Here is an 18,275-nt window from a genome sequence, read left to right on the forward strand (position 1 = left end):
AACTATGATTAAAAATAATAAATGGCTATTATTGGTTGCTTTAACCGTAATGGCATGTAGTGAAGATGATGAAGTTATCAAGTATGATACTGCTGATGGTTTGCCGTTAACAGCTGGTTCTGCTGATTTCTCCAAATATATTGCACTTGGAAATTCCCTTACTGCTGGGTTTAGCGATAATGCACTGTTTATCGAAGGACAAAAAAATTCTTATCCTGCTATTTTAGCAGATCAGTTTGCACTTGTAGGTGGAGGGGATTTTACTATTCCATTCATGAGTGATAATACCGGAGGTTTACTTTTAGGAGGAAATGTTATTTCTGGACCAAGATTGTTTTTTAATGGTTCTGGCCCTGCTCCTGTAAGTGGTGTGCCAACAACCGAAGTTTCATCAGTATTATCGGGACCATTCAACAATATGGGTATTCCCGGTGCAAAGAGTTACCATTTATTAGCTCCTGGCTATGGAAACGTAGCTGGAGTAGCAACCGGTCAATCTAATCCTTATTTTGTTCGTTTTGCTTCTTCGCCTAGCACTACAGTTTTGGCTGATGCAACGGCTCAAAATGCAACATTTTTCTCTTTATGGATTGGCAACAATGATATATTATCATTTGCAACATCAGGTGGTTCTGGTACTAACCAAACAGGAAATTTAAATCCTGCTACTTATGGACCGAATGATATTACAGACCCAAATGTGTTTGGAAATGTGTATACAACTTTGGTTGAAGGATTAACTGCCAATGGAGCAAAAGGAGTTGTAGCAAATTTACCTTATGTAACAAGCATTCCGTTTTTTACAACAGTTCCTTATAATCCCGTGCCTTTAAATGAAACTAGTGCAGCACAATTGAACGCTGGTTTTGCTGCCTACAACAATGGTTTGCTATTTGCTCAATCAAATGGATTGTTAAGTGCTGAAGAGGTTGCCAAAAGAAGAATTGTATTTTCAGCATCTTCTAATAATGCGGTGGTTATGACAGACAGTTATTTAACCAACTTAACTGCATTTGGTATTCCTTCAATTAGACAAGCCACCGCTGAAGATTTAATTGTTTTACCAGCTAGAACATTCATTGGTACTTTGGTAGGAGGAAATCCCGCACAAATAAATGGAGTTTCAGTACCATTAGCTGACAATTGGGTTTTGTGTAAAAACGAAATCAGTGAAATTAAAACAGCTACAGATGCTTACAATGCCTCTATTAGAGCTATTGCAACTTCTAAAGGTCTAGCTTTTGTTGACGCTAATGCATTCTTGAATCAAGTTGCTAATGGTGGAATTACAGCTAATAATTACACTATTACATCAAGTTATGTAACTGGTGGAGCATTTTCATTAGATGGAATTCACCCTAGTCCAAGAGGATATGCTTTAATTGCAAATAAATTCTTAGAAGCAATTAATGAAAAATATGGTTCTAATTTTAAAGGTGTAAATGTTGGAAAATATAGAATTCTATATCCTGCTAATCCAGACAATTTCTAAGTAAAATAAACTTTCTATTTATAAAACCACCTGAGTAAGGTGGTTTTTTTATTGATGTATTGATAAGCAATTTAAAAATGTTATTCGAATGCTTCAAAAAATCCTAAAAAAAATAGCCTTTTGCTATTGATTTTATATTTTAAAAAATTATCTTTGCACTCGAAAAAAGAGGATGTTTTTTTTAAACATAAACAGCTATTAAATAAATACATAAGCAATGTCAAAAGTAGTAGGAAAAGTTTCCCAAATCATCGGACCGGTTGTAGACGTTATATTCGATTCTAAAAATGCCGAATTACCTAAGATTTATGATTCATTAGAAATCGTTAAAAAAGATGGTTCAAAATTAGTATTAGAAGTTCAGTCACATATTGGTGAAGATACCGTTAGAACCATTTCGATGGATTCAACAGATGGTTTGAGCAGAGGTACAGAAGTCGTGGCAACAGGAGCTCCAATCCAAATGCCAATTGGTGCAGATGTTTACGGAAGACTTTTTAATGTAATTGGTGATGCAATTGACGGTTTAGGTGATTTGCCAAAAACAGGTGATAATGGTGTTTCCATTCACCGTCCGGCTCCAAAATTTGAAGATTTATCTACTTCTACAGAAGTTTTATTTACCGGAATTAAAGTAATCGATTTGATTGAACCTTATGCAAAAGGTGGTAAAATTGGATTGTTTGGTGGTGCCGGTGTTGGTAAAACAGTATTAATTCAGGAGTTGATTAACAATATTGCAAAAGGTCACGGTGGACTTTCTGTATTCGCTGGAGTAGGAGAGAGAACACGTGAAGGGAATGACTTACTTCGCGAAATGTTAGAGTCAGGAATTATTAAATATGGTGAAGATTTCATGCACTCTATGGAAAATGGAGGTTGGGATTTGTCTAAAGTTGATAAATTGGGTATGAGAGAGTCAAAAGCTACTTTCGTATTCGGACAAATGAATGAACCACCGGGAGCTCGTGCTCGTGTAGCCTTATCAGGTTTGTCTATTGCGGAGTATTTCCGTGATGGTGCCGGTTCAGACCAAGGAAAAGACGTTCTTTTCTTCGTTGACAACATCTTCCGTTTTACCCAAGCAGGTTCTGAGGTGTCTGCTCTTTTAGGACGTATGCCATCTGCGGTGGGTTACCAACCAACATTAGCAACAGAAATGGGTGCGATGCAAGAGCGTATCACATCAACTAAAAAAGGTTCTATTACATCTGTACAAGCAGTTTATGTACCTGCGGATGACTTAACTGACCCTGCTCCTGCAACAACTTTTGCTCACTTAGATGCTACTACCGTATTATCACGTAAGATTGCTGAGTTAGGGATCTATCCTGCTGTGGATCCATTGGATTCTACTTCTCGTATCTTAACTCCACTTATCTTAGGTGATGAGCATTACAATTGTGCACAAAGAGTAAAAGAAATTCTTCAAAAATATAAACAATTACAAGATATCATCGCCATCCTTGGTATGGAAGAGTTATCAGAAGATGATAAATTAGCTGTTTCACGTGCTCGTCGTGTGCAACGTTTCTTATCTCAACCGTTCCACGTAGCTGAACAGTTTACAGGTATTCCTGGAGTTTTAGTTGATATTAAAGATACCATTAAAGGATTCAACATGATTATGGACGGAGAATTAGATCATCTTCCGGAAGCAGCTTTCAACTTGAAAGGAACTATCGAAGATGCGATTGAAGCCGGTCAAAAAATGTTAGCAGAAGCGTAATCAGTTAGTAGTTTGTAGTTAGTGTACACTAATTACTAATCACTAATCACTAATCACTAAAAGAATGATTTTAGAAATAGTATCACCAGAAGCCACTTTATTCAAAGGAGAAATTACAGCCATCACTCTACCAGGTGTTGACGGTTCTTTTCAAATTTTGAATAATCACGCACCAATTGTTTCTATTTTAAAACAAGGAACGGTAAAAATTACGGCTCCCAATTTTAAATTCAATAAAGAAGTTGCCGGAAAGTTTACAAAGGTTAATGATCAAAATTACACGCTGGAAATTGCTTCAGGAACCATTGAAATGAAAAACAATAAAGTAATTGTATTAGCGGATTAATACTTTTATATCAATAAAATGAGCCTCACAATTGTGGGGCTTTTTTTGTTTTAAGAAGTAATAGTCAAATAAGCTGTTTTTAATTTTTGAAGAACTATTTCAATTTCTTCCTCATTTAAATGACCAAATCCAAATCGAATGGCACAAGTATTTTTATCTTGATATAAAATGGTTTTGGGTAAAAATAAATCAAGTTTTGTGGCTTCCTCAGCTAATTGTAGTAAAGAAATAGAAGGAACAAAGTGAATCCAAATAGCTAATCCTCCTGAAGGTTTTTTAAATTGAATGGCATCGTTAAAATGTTTTTTCAAACCCTCGCAAATCACATCCCGCCTTCTTTTATAGGTAACACTGTTCTTTTTAAGTAACCGATGTATTTCTCCCTCATAAATCAATTCAGATAACAGTTGTTCCTGAATCAAATCACCTTGTTGATCCAGCATTTGTAAATAGTTTTTAGCTTCCGTTATGATATTTTCTGGAGCTACAACAAAACCGGTTTGAAAACTAGGGAATAAGGATTGACCTAATTTCCCTAAATAAATCACCATTCCGTTAGCGTCTGCACTGGCCATTGGCAACATAGGCGAACCTTCAAATTGAAAATCATAATCAAAATCATCCTCAATAATGGCAAATTGAAAGGTATGGGCAAGGGAAAGCAACTGTATTCTTCGTTCTGCTGTCAATGTTTGAGTGGTAGGATAATCACGATTTGTACTTACGTAGACACAACGTATTTTACCTTTCGTAAAATGCTTTTCAATGAAATCGATGTTCATTCCGTTTTCATCTACCGGTATCTGAATAATAGTGGCTTCGGCTTCTTGAAAAATCATGTTGGCTTTATAATTACTCAATTGACCAACGAGTACAACATCTTTTTTACGTAGTAACAATTGCGAAATAATATACAAACTCATTTCAGTACTTCGGGTGTTCATCACGTTTTGAGGCTGAACATAAAATCCTCTGGAAGCATTCAAAAAGTTGCATAATTGGTTTTCAAAAAGGGTGTGTTTTTGTTTTACGCTTGAATTCCATTTCAATATAAGTGATTTTCTTTTCATCGAAGCACTATACCATTTTGAAAATTCATGCATAGGATGTAATCGTAAATCCGGTTGACCGTCGTTCAAGGAAAATTTAGCTTCAGAATATTCACTAGTTGATGATAAATGAAACGAACGTTCAAAAGGAAAACCACTTGTTTGAGGATAATAATAGGCATCTACAACAGAGTTAAAAGGGGCTTTTATCTTCTTTTTTTGGGGCTTAGGATCCAAAACAAATGTTCCTTTATTGGGGATCATTTCAACCCAACCTTGTGCGGCTAATTCGTCATAAACTGCCACAGCTGTATTTCTGTGAATGTTGAATATAGTCTTAAAAGTTCTGGTACCGGGTAGGGCAGTTCCGGCATTTAGATAACCCCGCTGAATGGCATTAATGATTTGTTGAGCCATCTGAATATACATCGGAGTGCTATTTGTAGAATCAACCTGAATGACTGTTTTTAGCAATTCGTTAACCGGACTATCTTTCATTTTGAAACTGGACTAGTTTAATCGTCCGGAAAATTACGAATTTTGCACCGCTTTATTAACACAATGCAATTCAAAATGAAAAATAGATTTTGTTTACTTACTTTTTTTACCGCTACTTTTTTTGGAGTGGCTCAAGAGAATTTACAAAAAATAGATTCACTCCGTGAAGTCGTGGTTACTTCCTCACGAATTGATTTACCATTTAAAGAAAATTCAAGAACCATTCAAATTATTACTGCTGAAGACATCAAAAAAGCAGGGGTAAATAACTTGGCTGATGCACTTCAATACATATCAGGAGTAGATGTAAGACGTCAAGGTTTAAATGGTATGCAAGCCGATTTATACATAAGAGGAGGAGGATTTGACCAAACCTTACTTTTAATTGATGGTATCAAATTAGATGATCCGCAAACCGGTCATCATACCTTGAATTTAGCTCTCCCAATTGAAGTGATCAAACGCATCGAAATTATCAAAGGACCTGCTGCAAGGGTTTTTGGACAAAATGCATTTACCGGTGCCATTAACATTGTAACGCAAGATAAATTAGAAAGCTCCTTAATATCAAAGGCTCAAGGGGGTTCTTTCGGACAGTTCATCGCTGAAATTACCGGTGCAGTGAATCTGGAAAACAGCAACCATATTTTACATTTTTCTAAACAATCTTCTGAAGGCTATCGCAAAAATACCGACTTTGATAATACCAATTATGTATTAAGAAGTCAATTTAATAAAGCGAAACTTCCTATCAACTTGATTTCCGCTTTTTCAGAACGGAAATTTGGAGCTCAAAATTTTTATGGAGTAACTAATTCCGCAGCATTGCCGTATGAAGTGACACAAGCGAGTTTGATAGGACTTTCCACCGAAATAAAAAACGGTAACTTTACTTGGAAACCACGATTATATTGGAGAAGAAACCAAGACGAATACATTTTTATTAGAACTAATCCGTCTATTTATAGAAATTTACACATTACAAACAAAATTGCGGCAGAATTAAATGGAGCGTACCAATCTTCGTTAGGAACTACAGGAATTGGGTTAGAATTTTCAAAATACATGATTCAAAGTAATAATTTAGGAGATGCCGAACGTGAAATTGCTACTTTATTTTTGGAACATCGGTTTAGTTTGTTTAAAGGGGTTCTAGACATTACTCCCGGTGTGGCGGTTTCTTATTTTTCTGATTTTGACAATAGAGCTTTTCCGGGTTTGGATATTGGTGTAAAAGTTTCCGATAAAATAAGAGTGTATTGTAATGTTGGTTATACGTATCGAGTACCAACCTATACGGATTTAAATTATAGTGATCCGGCTACGTTAGGAAATCCGAATTTACAAGCCGAGCGTGCTTTTGCTCAAGAACTAGGATTCAAATACCACACAAATAACATCGATTTTATGGTGGCATTATTCAATAGAGAAACAGTAAACTTTATAGATTACAGAAGAGCATCCAGTGAAGATTTATGGCAACCGGTGAATATTGATGTGGAAACTAGAGGAGTTGAAACGGCAATGAAATATTCTTTTTCCACACAAAAAATGAACCATCAATTGCAATTGGGTTACACTTATATTGACGATTCAATAGATACCGATTTAATTTCTAAAAACGGAATCAATTCTATGCGTCATCAGGTAATGCTGGGCTATAATATCAATTTATTTAAAGGTTTTAATCAAAATATTGCCTATCGTTATATTGAACGAACTTCAAGAATTTCATATAACGTATATGATTTAAATACAAGTTATCGTCATAACAATTGGGAGGCCAGTATTTTAGTTCAAAATGTTTTTAATGCAGACTATTCAGAAAACACTTCTGTTCCCATGCCAAAAGGCAGTGTATTGTTTGGTTTGAAGTATCATTTTAGATAATATTGGAACTTTATAAAATACGTGTAAAAAAACCTGCTAAATAAATTAGCAGGTTAAGCAATGTAGGCTTTTAATTGGGGCTAAAAGGCTATTTTTTGCGTGATAATTTGGTCGTTTTCTAATACCACTTTTACAATGACAACTTGATTGGCAATATAAAGTGGTTTTGAAAGATATTGATTAGATTGAATTTCCTTTTCAGTTCTTAGTAATTTTCCGGTAACGTCATAAATATAAACGGAATCAATAGATGTTGTATTTGATTTAATCTCCAATACATTGTTTTGACCTACAATTTGAACATTTGAAGATTGGTTAATTGGTTGATCAAAACTTAATGTTCCATCTACAAAACGCAATTCAAAGCGGGTATCGAATGTACCTTGTTGAGCGGTAAACCAATATGCTCCTTCTGATAAATTATGGGTTATACCTAATTCATAATCGTGTAAGTAAACCGTCTGGTTCATGAAGAATCCGTCTTTTTTCTCAATTGAAATACCCATTTGACCGGTAATTGAAGAACGGTATCCAATCGGAATTACTTCTTGTTGATTAAACGGTAATGCTCTTGCTTGAATGCTCAATTTATCAGTATTTAAGATAGAATAGATACTTACAAAGTTTCCGGCATTGATAAATTTACCATCATAACCATAATCCAATTCGTTAGTTGCTCCTTGAACATATCCTAAAAGAGTTTCATGATAAGCACCACCGGAATTAAAGATATTTAACCATAAACGATTTTTTTCTACTGCTTCTGTTGATTTTGGCAATTCAGTTCTGAAAAATTGGTTGTTTTCATCTGCAATTCTCATTTGATTGTTGAACACACCAGTATAATTTCCGTTTGGCAAAGAACTTTTTACATCGATAAAGAATGCTTGACCGGAAGCAATTTTTCCGGAAGGTTCAACTCCACCTGTAATAGCAGTACTTGCAGATTTTACTCCACCTGTTAAGTTGTAACTTGCATAATCATCGCTCGTATAATTGTACACATAATTTCCGGGAATTGAACTACTAATAGCAGTATTATGTGTCCATAAGTATATTGTTCCATCAAATATTGCTGCGTTTGCCGGATTTAAAATGAATTCATCTATATCAATTGCTGATGGATATGGATTACCAATCAAATTAGAAGTATGTGCACCTTTGATAACAGGAACATTAATTATTCCATTGTTTGCAGTGCCTTTAAAAGTACCTTCATAAATACCATTCGTAGCATTGGTTAAACTCCATCCATTTGGTGCTCTCACAATATAACCTTTTGAAGCTTGCATAATTTCATTTCCTCCGGTATGCACAACCCAGTTGGCAATTGTTGGACTATAACTATAAAAACGATTTGAAGGCGTGTTTGGCGAAAGTTGATTCAACCTCCAATCGCTAACCGGTGATGACCAATAGGTATAATCTGCCGGTTTCATTGGAGTTGTTTTACGATATACGGTAATTTTTCCGGTATTTACCGCGTTGTTTTCGATTTGAAGTAAACTTCCTGTGTCTCTGATTACTAGTTCTGCAGAGTTACTAACTGTTACGTCACCTTCTACAGTTAACGTAACACCAGAATTCACAGTTAAAATAGCAGTTCCGGCTACTTCACATGAGCACACGTGTAAAGGCTGAGTCAAGGTTAAATTAGACTGAATGATAACACTTTTTGTTTCATCTGGAACACCTTGCCAAGTTCCATTATAGACAATTGCATCTGGAATTTCAATCACTACCGGAATGGTATATTTTGTTTCACATGTTTCATTTTGAACTACTGCTCTAATGTATGTGTTGGCTGTTAAATATCCAATTTCAGTACCCGTAAGAGTTGTATTTGTTGAGTTAATGTCACTAACATTTACAGTAAAACTACTGTTGGATGCTTTTTGCCATTTTACTACAGAACCAATATTTCCGTTTAATGAAATGGCATTGGGTAATTTACTTTTACAAATAATGGTTTCACCGGATGAAAGCGTTCCCGCAACAGTTTCTTCAAAAACAGTAACCGTTACAAATGCAGCAGAAGTAAAAGTATTACACAAAGTATCTACTCTTCTTACCCAATAAGTAGTTGTAGAACTTGGGTCAACTGTTACAGTTGTTGAAGTTTCTCCAATTATAATATTTTCACCTCCTATTGAACCTTTACCCCATTGATAAAGAGAGTTTGTTCCATCTGAACCACCTGTAGCAGTTAATGTAGTTGATGAAGACGAACAAATAGCTGTAATTCCATTAATTCCTGTTGGAGCAGTTGGTTCTATTGATGTTTTAACTAATGACATACTTACATTCGCTAAACCACCAAATTCTCTTATTCTAACTTCAATAGTACTTTCGCTATCTAAATAAAAGTTTCCAACATTTCCAACACATGCATTTGCTGCATACCATGAATCACACGAAAACACAAGATTACCATTAATAAATACGCGAACTTGATCATCCCAATCTGGTAAAGTGATGGTATAATTTCCACATGGGAAACCTTTTCTTTTGGCAGACAAAGTAAAATTGTCATTAGGAACAGTACAACCATTCCATCCGGCAGAAGATGAGGGTGAATTATTTAAATTCCATCCGTTTGTTCCGGTTTGTGTGTTTAAATTGATACGATTGTCAACATAGTAACCCATATAATTTGGATTAGTTAAGTCAATATCTCCATTCGAAAAACCATACACATTCCAAACTTGATCTCCAAAAATGGTGTAATCACCAGTTATTCCGATTATTGAAACAGTGGTAGAAACAGCATCAGTAAATCCGCTACATGGAGAAGTTGAAACTCTTCTTACCCAATAGGTTGTAGTTTGGTTTGGATTTACACTGATAGAAGCTCCGGTTTGACCTGCAATAATGTTAGTTCCAACGGCTCCGGTTCCCCATTCAAATACCGAACCTGAGCCACCAGTAGCAGTTAAAGTTCTTGATGTTCCAGGACAAGCTTGTGAACCTCCACCGGTAATTGATGTTGGAGCGGTTGCCGGAGAAGTAACGGTTATTGTTCTTGTTACACCATTTGTAATCGTTCCACAAGTTCCATTGCTTACTCTTCTTACCCAATAGGTTGTTGTAGAAGTTGGTGAAACCGTTAATGTATTTCCGTTTTCATTCGTAATGATATTATTACCAACTGTTGCTCCTGTTCCCCATTGAAAAACAGAGTTTGTTCCCATTGTTCCTCCACTTGCTGTTAACGTAACCAATTGTCCTAAACAAATTGTACTTGTTGATGAAATCGTTGTGGGTTGGGTAGGTGCAGTTTCAACAGTGACCGTTACAACAACTCCGCTCGTAACAGAATTACAAGGGGTTAAATCTTGTCTTCTTACCCAATAAGTTGTTGTTGTAGTTGGATTAATGTATAAGGATGCATTGTTTTGTCCGGATAAAATATTAGATCCTACAACAGAACCTGTTCCCCATTGAAAGCTGCCATTTGATCCGGTTGAACCACCGGTAGCAGTTAAGGTTGTACCACCTGTTCCTGAACATAATGAAGTTACGCCACTTATTCCGGTAGGTGCAGTAGATGAACTATTTACTGTGATAGTTGTAGTAGTATGTCCGGTTGCTACATTACATGGGTTTCCGTCTACTCTTCTTACCCAATATCCGCCTGTTGTGGCTGCAGTTGTTGTTAAAGTAGCACTATTTTGTCCTGCGATCGTATTTATTCCGGCACTATATCCTGTTCCCCATTCATAAATTGCATTTCCTCCCATTGTTCCTCCGGTAGCTGTTAAAGTGAAAGTACTACCTTCACAAACCGTTATATTTCCACCACTAATTGATGAAGGTTGTGTTGAACGAACGGTTACATTTACAGTAAGTGTTACTCCGTTTGTAAACGAATTACATGGAGAAGCATCTTGTCTTCTTACCCAATAGGTTGTTGTTGAAGTTGGGTTCACATATAAAGTGGAATTGGTTTGACCACCAATGATATTTGCTCCGATAACTGAACCGGTTCCCCATTGGAAAGTTCCATTTGAACCCGTTGTTCCACCGATGGCGGTTAAATTAGTTCCACCATCTGTTGAACATAAATTAGTGTTCCCACTAATAGATGTTGGAGCAGTTGAAACCGTTTGTACTGTTATTGTAGTACTTAATGCATTGGTTGTTACATTACATGGAGCTCCATCTGCTCTTCTAACCCAGTAAACAGTGGTTGAAGATGGTGAAACGGTTAATGTATTTGTTGTAGCTCCGGCAATAATATTGGCTCCGGGAGTATTTCCTGTTCCCCATTGAAAAGTGCCATTTGTACCGGAAGTTCCGCCATTAGCAGTCAATGTTACGGAATTACCATTACAAATAGTAACATTTCCACCACTAATAGAAGTAGGTTGAGTGGAACGACTTGTTACATTAACAGTTGTTGTTAAACCGGCTGTTGTAATATTACAAGTACCACCAATTCTTCTTACCCAATAGGTTGTAGTGGTTGCTGGGTCAACATAAATGGAGGCACTTGTTTGTCCACCAATAATGTTAGAACCAACTGTTGAACCTGTTCCCCATTGATAAGTTGCGTTTTCTCCGTGATTACCACCAGTTGCGGTTAAAGTTGTTCCACCAGATGATGCACAAATATTTGTGTTTCCTATAATAGCTGTTGGAGCAGTTGAAAAGTTAGTACAAGCTGTATAATTAAAGGATAATCTTGATGACCCTCCTTTTTCATAGTATTCTAATACAAAGTTTTGAGGGCCACTCAAAAATATTGAGGCGGTAGTTGAAGTAGTATAACCATGATCACTCCAGTTATTCAAAATATAAGTAGCACCACCATCAATACTTAAGCGATAACCATCATCTCCTCCTACAGTAAAAGTATAGTAGCCGGGTGTAATATTATGTTGTAATTTTAAGCGTACTCCAAAATAATCGCCATATGAACCGCAAATATTTGCTCCCGAAATTGTGCCAGAACCTAAATCTACGTCAAAAGCAATAGGTTGAGTTGTATATCCGCGGTAGGTTTCAAATACATTTGAAGGTGGATTGCCTGCCGTATCTGAATAAGAATAAACATAGCCAATCCAAGAGTTATTTCCATACGAAACTTGATCTCCTAGAGGAACATTTACAGTAACTGTAGTTGTTACTCCGCTTGTAGGGCCAGCACAAGTTCCTGAATCTCTTCTTCTAACCCAATAGGTTGTAGTAGTAGTTGGACTTACTGTTAATGTTGCTCCAGTTTCTCCAGCAATGATATTTGAACCAATGGTTGAACCGGTTCCCCATTGAAAAGCACTGTTAGAGCCATTTGTTCCACCCGTTGCAGTTAATGTGGTAGCACTACCTACACAAATGTTTGTGTTTCCGTTTATTGAAGTTGGTGCAGTGGAAGATGTTCCAACAGTTACAGTTCTGGTTCTTCCTGCTGTTGCAATTCCACAAGCAGTATCTACTCGTCTTACCCAATAGGTTGTTGTGGCAGTTGGACTTACCGTTAATGATTGTTCATTTTGACCTGCGATGATGTTAGAGCCAACTGTAGCTCCGGTTCCCCATTCATAAATAGCACCAAAAGCATGTGTTCCACCAGTTGCTGTTAACGTTACTGAATTTCCAAGGCAAACATTACTTGGGCCTGCCAAAGAATCTGGTTGTGAGGATGGATTTGAACAATCACCATAAGCAAATGAAACATTTGAAATACCTCCTTGTTCATAATATTCTAAAACTAAATCAACAGAACCACTTAAAAATACCGTTGTAGTTGACGTGGTGTAACCGTGATCATTCCAATTGGTAATAATATAAGAAGAACCTCCATTCACACTCAAACGATAACCATCATCACCTCCTACTAAGAAAGTATAATTTCCTGCTGGGAAATTTTTACGCATTCTATAGCGAATAGAAAATTGGTCTGCATACGTACCACACAAGTTGGGACCGGATAAAGAACCGTTTGCTAGATTTTGGCTAAACACTTCCGGTTGAGTAATATAACCACGATAAGTGGTTGTAAACGCATTTGTTGGCGGATTACTTGTGTTTACACTGGCATATACATAACCAATCCATTGGTTAATACCATACGTAATCTGATCTCCAGCTGCCGGACATTGAGCAAAACTTTTTTCGCTCAATAAAGTGCTTGAAAAAAGAAATAGTGTTAATACAAATTTTGTTGTGAAAACGGTAAAATTTTGGAACTGTAATTTTGTTTTCATTGTTTTGAAATATTGTTTTAGTTTTAATTATCGACCAAATGTAATAAATAATCGATGAAATGCATAAATGTTTTTTAAAAATAATTTAATTCCTACTTTTAGCGAAAACGGTTTCGACCTTTTCACTTTTTTTATTAACAATTGAAAAAAGAGTGTTTTAAGATTGAAAAAAAATTTAAAAGAATAAAAATTATAAAAGGAAAATATTTACAGTAATTTTTTAAAATTAGTGCAATCGGTGAATCAGTACAATGGTGTTGATTTTAGGTTAATAAAAAGTGAGGTAGTGTTTGGGGCAACTACATTTTCATTTACGAAAAGTATTTATAAATGGTTTTAATAAAAAAGAAAAAGTTTAATTAGAATATAATTTGGCTTGTTCATAAACCAAATCACTTTCCCAACCTTTTCTCAACAACGCATCGCAGAATTTTTTTTGCTTTTTCAGTTTGTTTTTTTCGATAAGTGAAGCCCACGTTTTTTCTGCTAAGGTTAAAAAAGTGTTACGGTATTCTTCGTCTGAAAGTTGTTGAATGCTTTTTTGAATAAGATAAGACGAAATGTGTCGGGCTTTGAGTTCATTAACAATCCTGTTTTTTCCCCAGCTTTTTTGATGAAATTTACTGATGGTAAACAACGCCGCAAAACGCTCTTCATTCAGAAAATTATGATCAATCAAATGCACAATAATGGTATCATGAAAATTTCTCGGAATAGCCAATTGATACATCTTTTGCTCCACTTCAACATGGCATCGCTCCTGATAGGAACAATAATATTCCATCTTTTTAAGAAAATTTTGTAAGGAAGTATCTGATTGTAAGTTCACTAAATAAAAAAGTTTCTTTTTTTGTTAATAATTTAGTAACGCAAAAGTATTGAAATTCTGTAATTTAGACGTAAATTTGTACCCGCTTTATTGAAATGAAAAGCAACAAAAAAACGATCATTTTTCAAATGAAAACAAAATTTCTATTTCTTACACTTTTATTGAGTGTTTTTTCTTGGGGACAAGTACAATTAAGTGAAGGAACTCCTTCACAAACGATAGATTTTTCTGCTACTGTATCAGGTGTTTCAAATGGAGTATTTACTGCAGCCGGTTTTCAAGCCACGCCAACTGCCGGTCAATTGGATTCAGATGCTTGGGCGGTAAACAGATGGAGCGATGGAATCTTGAATTATGGTGGTTCATTTACTACTGGTGATTATGCAAGAGGAGCTGTAAATGCCGCACAAACAACAGGAGGTTTTTATGCCTACACCGGAGCTCCGCAAAGTGCAGCTAATCCTTGTTTGATGATTCAACCTGGTGGGGCATCACCAAATGATTTTAATCCAGGAACTTTAACCTTGCGTATTCAAAACAATGGTGCGGCGTACATCAATCAAATGGAAGTATCGTATGATTTGTTTGTGAGAAATGACCAAGCCAGAGCAAACAGTTTTAATTTTTCATATTCTTCAGACAATTCTACTTATACCCCTGTAGCGGCATTAAATTATACTTCAATAGAAGTGGCAGATGCTTTGGGGTGGGTGCAAGTAGGAAGTAGCCCTTCTCGTTCTACAATCATTACCGGTTTGTCTGTTGCTCCCGGAGATTTTTTTTACATCCGTTGGAATAGTGCTGATGTGAGTGGTTCGGGTAATCGTGACGAATTTGGTTTAGACAATATTGCTTTAACAGCCACATTTGGGTTGCCTTCATTTCCGGTTATTAATAGTGATTTAAATGCTTCCGGTTTTGTAGGTTCTCCGTTTACTTATACCATTACTGCATTAAACGCTCCTACTTCATTTAATGCAACCGGAATGCCGGCTTGGATGAGTGTAAATACATCAACCGGTCAATTAACCGGAACACCAACGGCTACAGGTACGTTTTTTATTACCATTTCAGCCACAAACGGTGCCGGGACTGATTTTCAAACCTTAATTTTAACGATTACAGACCCAGGTCCAGAAATTAATGTGCGAGGGGCAACCGGTGGAACAAATAATATTGTAAATGGAAATACGATTCCCAATGCGTTTAACAATACCTTATTTGCTTCAATTGCCTTGGGCTCAAATCAAGTAAAAGATTTTAGAATTCAAAATTTAGGCACGAATGTATTAAATCTAACGGGAACACCAAGAGTAGTGATTTCCGGTACGCATGCAGCTGATTTTACTGTCGTGGCTCAACCGGCAGCATCAATAAACCCGGGGAATAATTTGGTGTTTGAAATTCGATTTGAGCCTCTAGCTGGTGGTATTAGAACAGCTATAGTTTCAATTGATAATAATGACTCAGATGAAAATCCATATACATTTACTATTCAAGGTACAGGGCTTGCTCCTCAAATTGATGTGATAGGTAATGGACAAACTATTATACCAGGTAGTACAGTAACCTCTTTGACCAATCATACCAATTTTGGAAATGTAAATGTGACTGCAGGAACTAGAGCCAGAAGTTTTTATATCATTAATTATGGTGGGGATAATTTAAATTTGACTTTGCCAGTGACCATTACCGGACCAAATGCCGCAGATTTTTCTATCACAACAGTTCCAACGACTCCGGTAACACCAAGTAATAATACAACATTGGTAATTACGTTTGATCCGTCTGTGTTGGGGTATAGAGAAGCGATTGTGACCATTCAAAACAATGTACCTTCAAAAAACCCTTATGTTTTTACAATTTCAGGTGTTGGAATTGATTTTGATGAATGTACGTTTTCAGGCTTTTCCAATATCAGAACTCAGAATTTTGAAGGAACTGCAAATTGGCCGTACACGGTTTCAACTCAAAATGGTGGTAACATGCCGGTTGTTGCAGGAGGAGTTAACTATGGAAACAGTAGGACAGCAGGTTTTACTACAAGTATGTTTATTACAGCAAATAGTTTACAAGTAAGAGGGCCATATCCAACCACTTTTGATCCAAAAGCAAAAGTGATTTTAGATTTTGATACTGTTGATCTTACGTTGTATAATGAAGCTAGATTACAATTTACCTTAGGAGCTTTTAGTACTAATAACTCGCAAGGATTAGACGTTTCAGATTGGGTTACCGTAAGCATCAGTATTGATAATGGGGTAACTTGGTCTAAAGAATTAATTATCAAAGGAAGTAATAACTCTATTTGGTCATTATCTTCTTCAGGAACTTTTGCCGGTCCTTATAAAGGAATTGATATTCCAACTCAAATTAGTTCAACATCAAATTCTACTAATACAGGCCCTAGAAGTATAACGATAAATAACTTACCAATAACTTCACAACTAAAAGTAAGAATTGAATTAGAAAATGATTTGGATACAGAAATATGGGTAATTGATAACATTTTTGTTGGTGCAACAACACCTTCTTCTTCACTTTGGAATGGTACAGCTTGGTCACCTGGTCCACCTACTTCAACCACAAGAGCAACATTTGCCGGAAATTATAACACCACTACACACGGAAACGTGACCGCATGCGAGTGTCTTATCAACTCCCCTAGAACAGTGACAGTCACGCCTGGTAGTTTTTTAGAAATAGGCGGTAGAATTACCAATAATGGTACTTTAAATGTTCAAAATGGAGGTAGTGTTATCCAAAAAGATGATTATGCAGTTAATGCAGGTAACAATGTAACGGTTTCTAAAGCAACGGTTATCAAACGCTTAGATTATGTATATTGGTCTTCTCCGGTTGAAAACTTTCCTTTATTAAGTGTTTCTCCGGGAACTTCGGCTTCACTTCATTTCAAATGGAACCCAACAATAGGGGGCAATTTTGGTAACTGGCAAGTAGCCAATGAAAATATGGTGAGAGGAAAAGGATATATCATCAGAGCTCCGAATGCTTATACAAGTACTCCTGCACCATTTAGTACTAATTTTGTAGGAAGACTGCACAATGGATATATTCCGGTGGATATTTCTCGTGGAAATTATACAGGCGGAGGTTATCCAAGTCCAACCAATCCTCTAATAACGGTAACTGCTGATGATGATAATTTCAATTTGATTGGTAATCCTTATCCATCTGCTATTAGTGCGTTAGATTTCTTAACGGATAATACCAATATTGAAGGTTCGGTTCGATTATGGACGCATGGTTTTGATCCTGCTTTGTTGCAAAACGATCCTTTTTATGGAAATTTTGCTTATAACTATGATCCAAATGATTATATTATTTACAATGGAACTATGACAGTAAGCGGGCCAAGTGGTTTTGCAGGTTATATCGCTTCCGGGCAATCGTTTTTTGTTTTAATGAATGATGGTCCTCAAATAACAGAGCAAGTTATTTTCAAAAATAGTCTTCGTAGTGCAACGTATGACAACAGTCAATTTTATAAACCTTCACCGGCTAAACAAGCTACGCAAGGTGTATCTGATTTAAAAATTTGGTTAGATATTGTTTCATCTACTGGTAGAGCTGTTCGAACAGGAATTGGTTATGTGGATGGAGCAACTAATGATAAAGACCGATTGTATGATGCAAGTACTAAATTAGACGGAACTACAAAGCTATATTCGTTAATCAACAACAAACCATTTGTAATTCAAGGACGATCTTTACCACATTCACTGGAAGACCAAGTTGAGTTAGGATTTTTTACTGCTCAAGCCGGAATTTATTCCATTGCTATTGGAGCATTACAACCTATCAATTCTTCTGTTCCCGTTTTTTTAGAAGATAAATTATTAGGTATAACCCACAATTTAAGAGAAAGTCCGTATCAATTTACCGCCGCAATTGGAGTAGCCGATGATCGATTTGTTTTAAAATTTGCAAACGAAACCTTGAGTGTAAATCCTATTTCATCGCTTGACAATGACGTTAAAATAATCTCGGCAGAAAACGGTGTTTTACATATAAAATCCTTTCAAGAAAACATCGAACAAGTTCAATTATTTGATTTGTTGGGAAGAAACGTATTGAATAAAAATGCAATTCAACAAAAAGAACTTGAACTCAACCTATCAATAACTAAGCAAACCGTTTTAATAAAAATTGAACTTGCAAACGGACAGTTAATTACTCGAAAAGTACTTTTAAAATAAACCATACTAAATTTAT

Annotated in this window: 8 protein-coding genes; 5 read left to right on the forward strand and 3 right to left on the reverse strand. The window is 36.1% G+C overall.

Going from position 1 to position 18,275, the window contains the following annotated elements; all coding sequences use genetic code 11:
• Nucleotides 1-4 precede the first annotated feature (4 nt).
• The 3 genes from H601_RS0103455 (at nucleotide 5) to H601_RS0103465 (ending at nucleotide 3,567) form a co-directional block, all read left to right on the forward strand.
• Complete coding sequence (locus H601_RS0103455; protein ID WP_026710206.1) at nucleotides 5-1,492, forward strand: SGNH/GDSL hydrolase family protein; 1,488 nt, start codon at nucleotides 5-7, stop codon at nucleotides 1,490-1,492.
• A 217-nt stretch (nucleotides 1,493-1,709) separates the two neighbouring features.
• Entirely contained in the window at nucleotides 1,710-3,221 is a 1,512-nt protein-coding gene (atpD, locus tag H601_RS0103460) for a F0F1 ATP synthase subunit beta (RefSeq protein WP_026710207.1), read from the forward strand.
• A gap of 64 nt (nucleotides 3,222-3,285) precedes the next feature.
• Complete coding sequence (locus H601_RS0103465; protein WP_026710208.1) at nucleotides 3,286-3,567, forward strand: F0F1 ATP synthase subunit delta/epsilon; 282 nt, start codon at nucleotides 3,286-3,288, stop codon at nucleotides 3,565-3,567.
• Between the two features lie 50 nt (nucleotides 3,568-3,617).
• On the opposite strand, the gene H601_RS0103470 is transcribed toward H601_RS0103465, so the two are convergent.
• Nucleotides 3,618-5,114, reverse strand: a complete 1,497-nt coding sequence (locus H601_RS0103470; protein WP_026710209.1) for an aminotransferase-like domain-containing protein — start codon at nucleotides 5,112-5,114, stop codon at nucleotides 3,618-3,620.
• A gap of 75 nt (nucleotides 5,115-5,189) precedes the next feature.
• On the opposite strand from H601_RS0103470, the gene H601_RS0103475 reads away from it, so the two are divergent.
• Nucleotides 5,190-7,004: a TonB-dependent receptor plug domain-containing protein gene (locus H601_RS0103475; RefSeq protein WP_026710210.1), complete on the forward strand. Its 1,815-nt coding sequence runs from the start codon at nucleotides 5,190-5,192 to the stop codon at nucleotides 7,002-7,004.
• Nucleotides 7,005-7,084: 80 nt separating this feature from the next.
• Here the strand turns inward: H601_RS0103475 and H601_RS16015 are convergent, their stop codons facing one another.
• Nucleotides 7,085-13,210, reverse strand: coding sequence for an Ig-like domain-containing protein (locus H601_RS16015; protein WP_026710211.1), 6,126 nt, complete (start codon nucleotides 13,208-13,210; stop codon nucleotides 7,085-7,087).
• Nucleotides 13,211-13,565: 355 nt separating this feature from the next.
• On the reverse strand, nucleotides 13,566-13,994 hold the full coding sequence (locus H601_RS0103485) for a regulatory protein RecX (RefSeq protein WP_051220647.1): 429 nt from the start codon (nucleotides 13,992-13,994) through the stop codon (nucleotides 13,566-13,568).
• A gap of 173 nt (nucleotides 13,995-14,167) precedes the next feature.
• Between H601_RS0103485 and H601_RS0103490 the strand changes: the two genes are divergently transcribed.
• Nucleotides 14,168-18,259, forward strand: a complete 4,092-nt coding sequence (locus tag H601_RS0103490; RefSeq protein WP_169628246.1) for a choice-of-anchor D domain-containing protein — start codon at nucleotides 14,168-14,170, stop codon at nucleotides 18,257-18,259.
• Nucleotides 18,260-18,275: the final 16 nt, after the last annotated feature.

It is taken from the genome of Flavobacterium filum DSM 17961 (genome assembly GCF_000425465.1).
Lineage (GTDB): Bacteria > Bacteroidota > Bacteroidia > Flavobacteriales > Flavobacteriaceae > Flavobacterium > Flavobacterium filum.

What these genes read in the sequence shown, in the direction of transcription:
- atpD (WP_026710207.1), top strand. Translation starts at nt 1,710, where the DNA reads ATGTCAAAAGTAGTAGGAAAAGTTTCCCAAATCATCGGACCGGTTGTA.
- H601_RS0103465 (WP_026710208.1), top strand. Translation starts at nt 3,286, where the DNA reads ATGATTTTAGAAATAGTATCACCAGAAGCCACTTTATTCAAAGGAGAA.
- H601_RS0103470 (WP_026710209.1), bottom strand. Translation starts at nt 5,114, where the DNA reads ATGAAAGATAGTCCGGTTAACGAATTGCTAAAAACAGTCATTCAGGTT.
- H601_RS0103475 (WP_026710210.1), top strand. Translation starts at nt 5,190, where the DNA reads ATGAAAAATAGATTTTGTTTACTTACTTTTTTTACCGCTACTTTTTTT.
- H601_RS0103490 (WP_169628246.1), top strand. Translation starts at nt 14,168, where the DNA reads ATGAAAACAAAATTTCTATTTCTTACACTTTTATTGAGTGTTTTTTCT.
- H601_RS16015 (WP_026710211.1), bottom strand. Translation starts at nt 13,210, where the DNA reads ATGAAAACAAAATTACAGTTCCAAAATTTTACCGTTTTCACAACAAAA.
- H601_RS0103455 (WP_026710206.1), top strand. Translation starts at nt 5, where the DNA reads ATGATTAAAAATAATAAATGGCTATTATTGGTTGCTTTAACCGTAATG.
- H601_RS0103485 (WP_051220647.1), bottom strand. Translation starts at nt 13,994, where the DNA reads ATGGAATATTATTGTTCCTATCAGGAGCGATGCCATGTTGAAGTGGAG.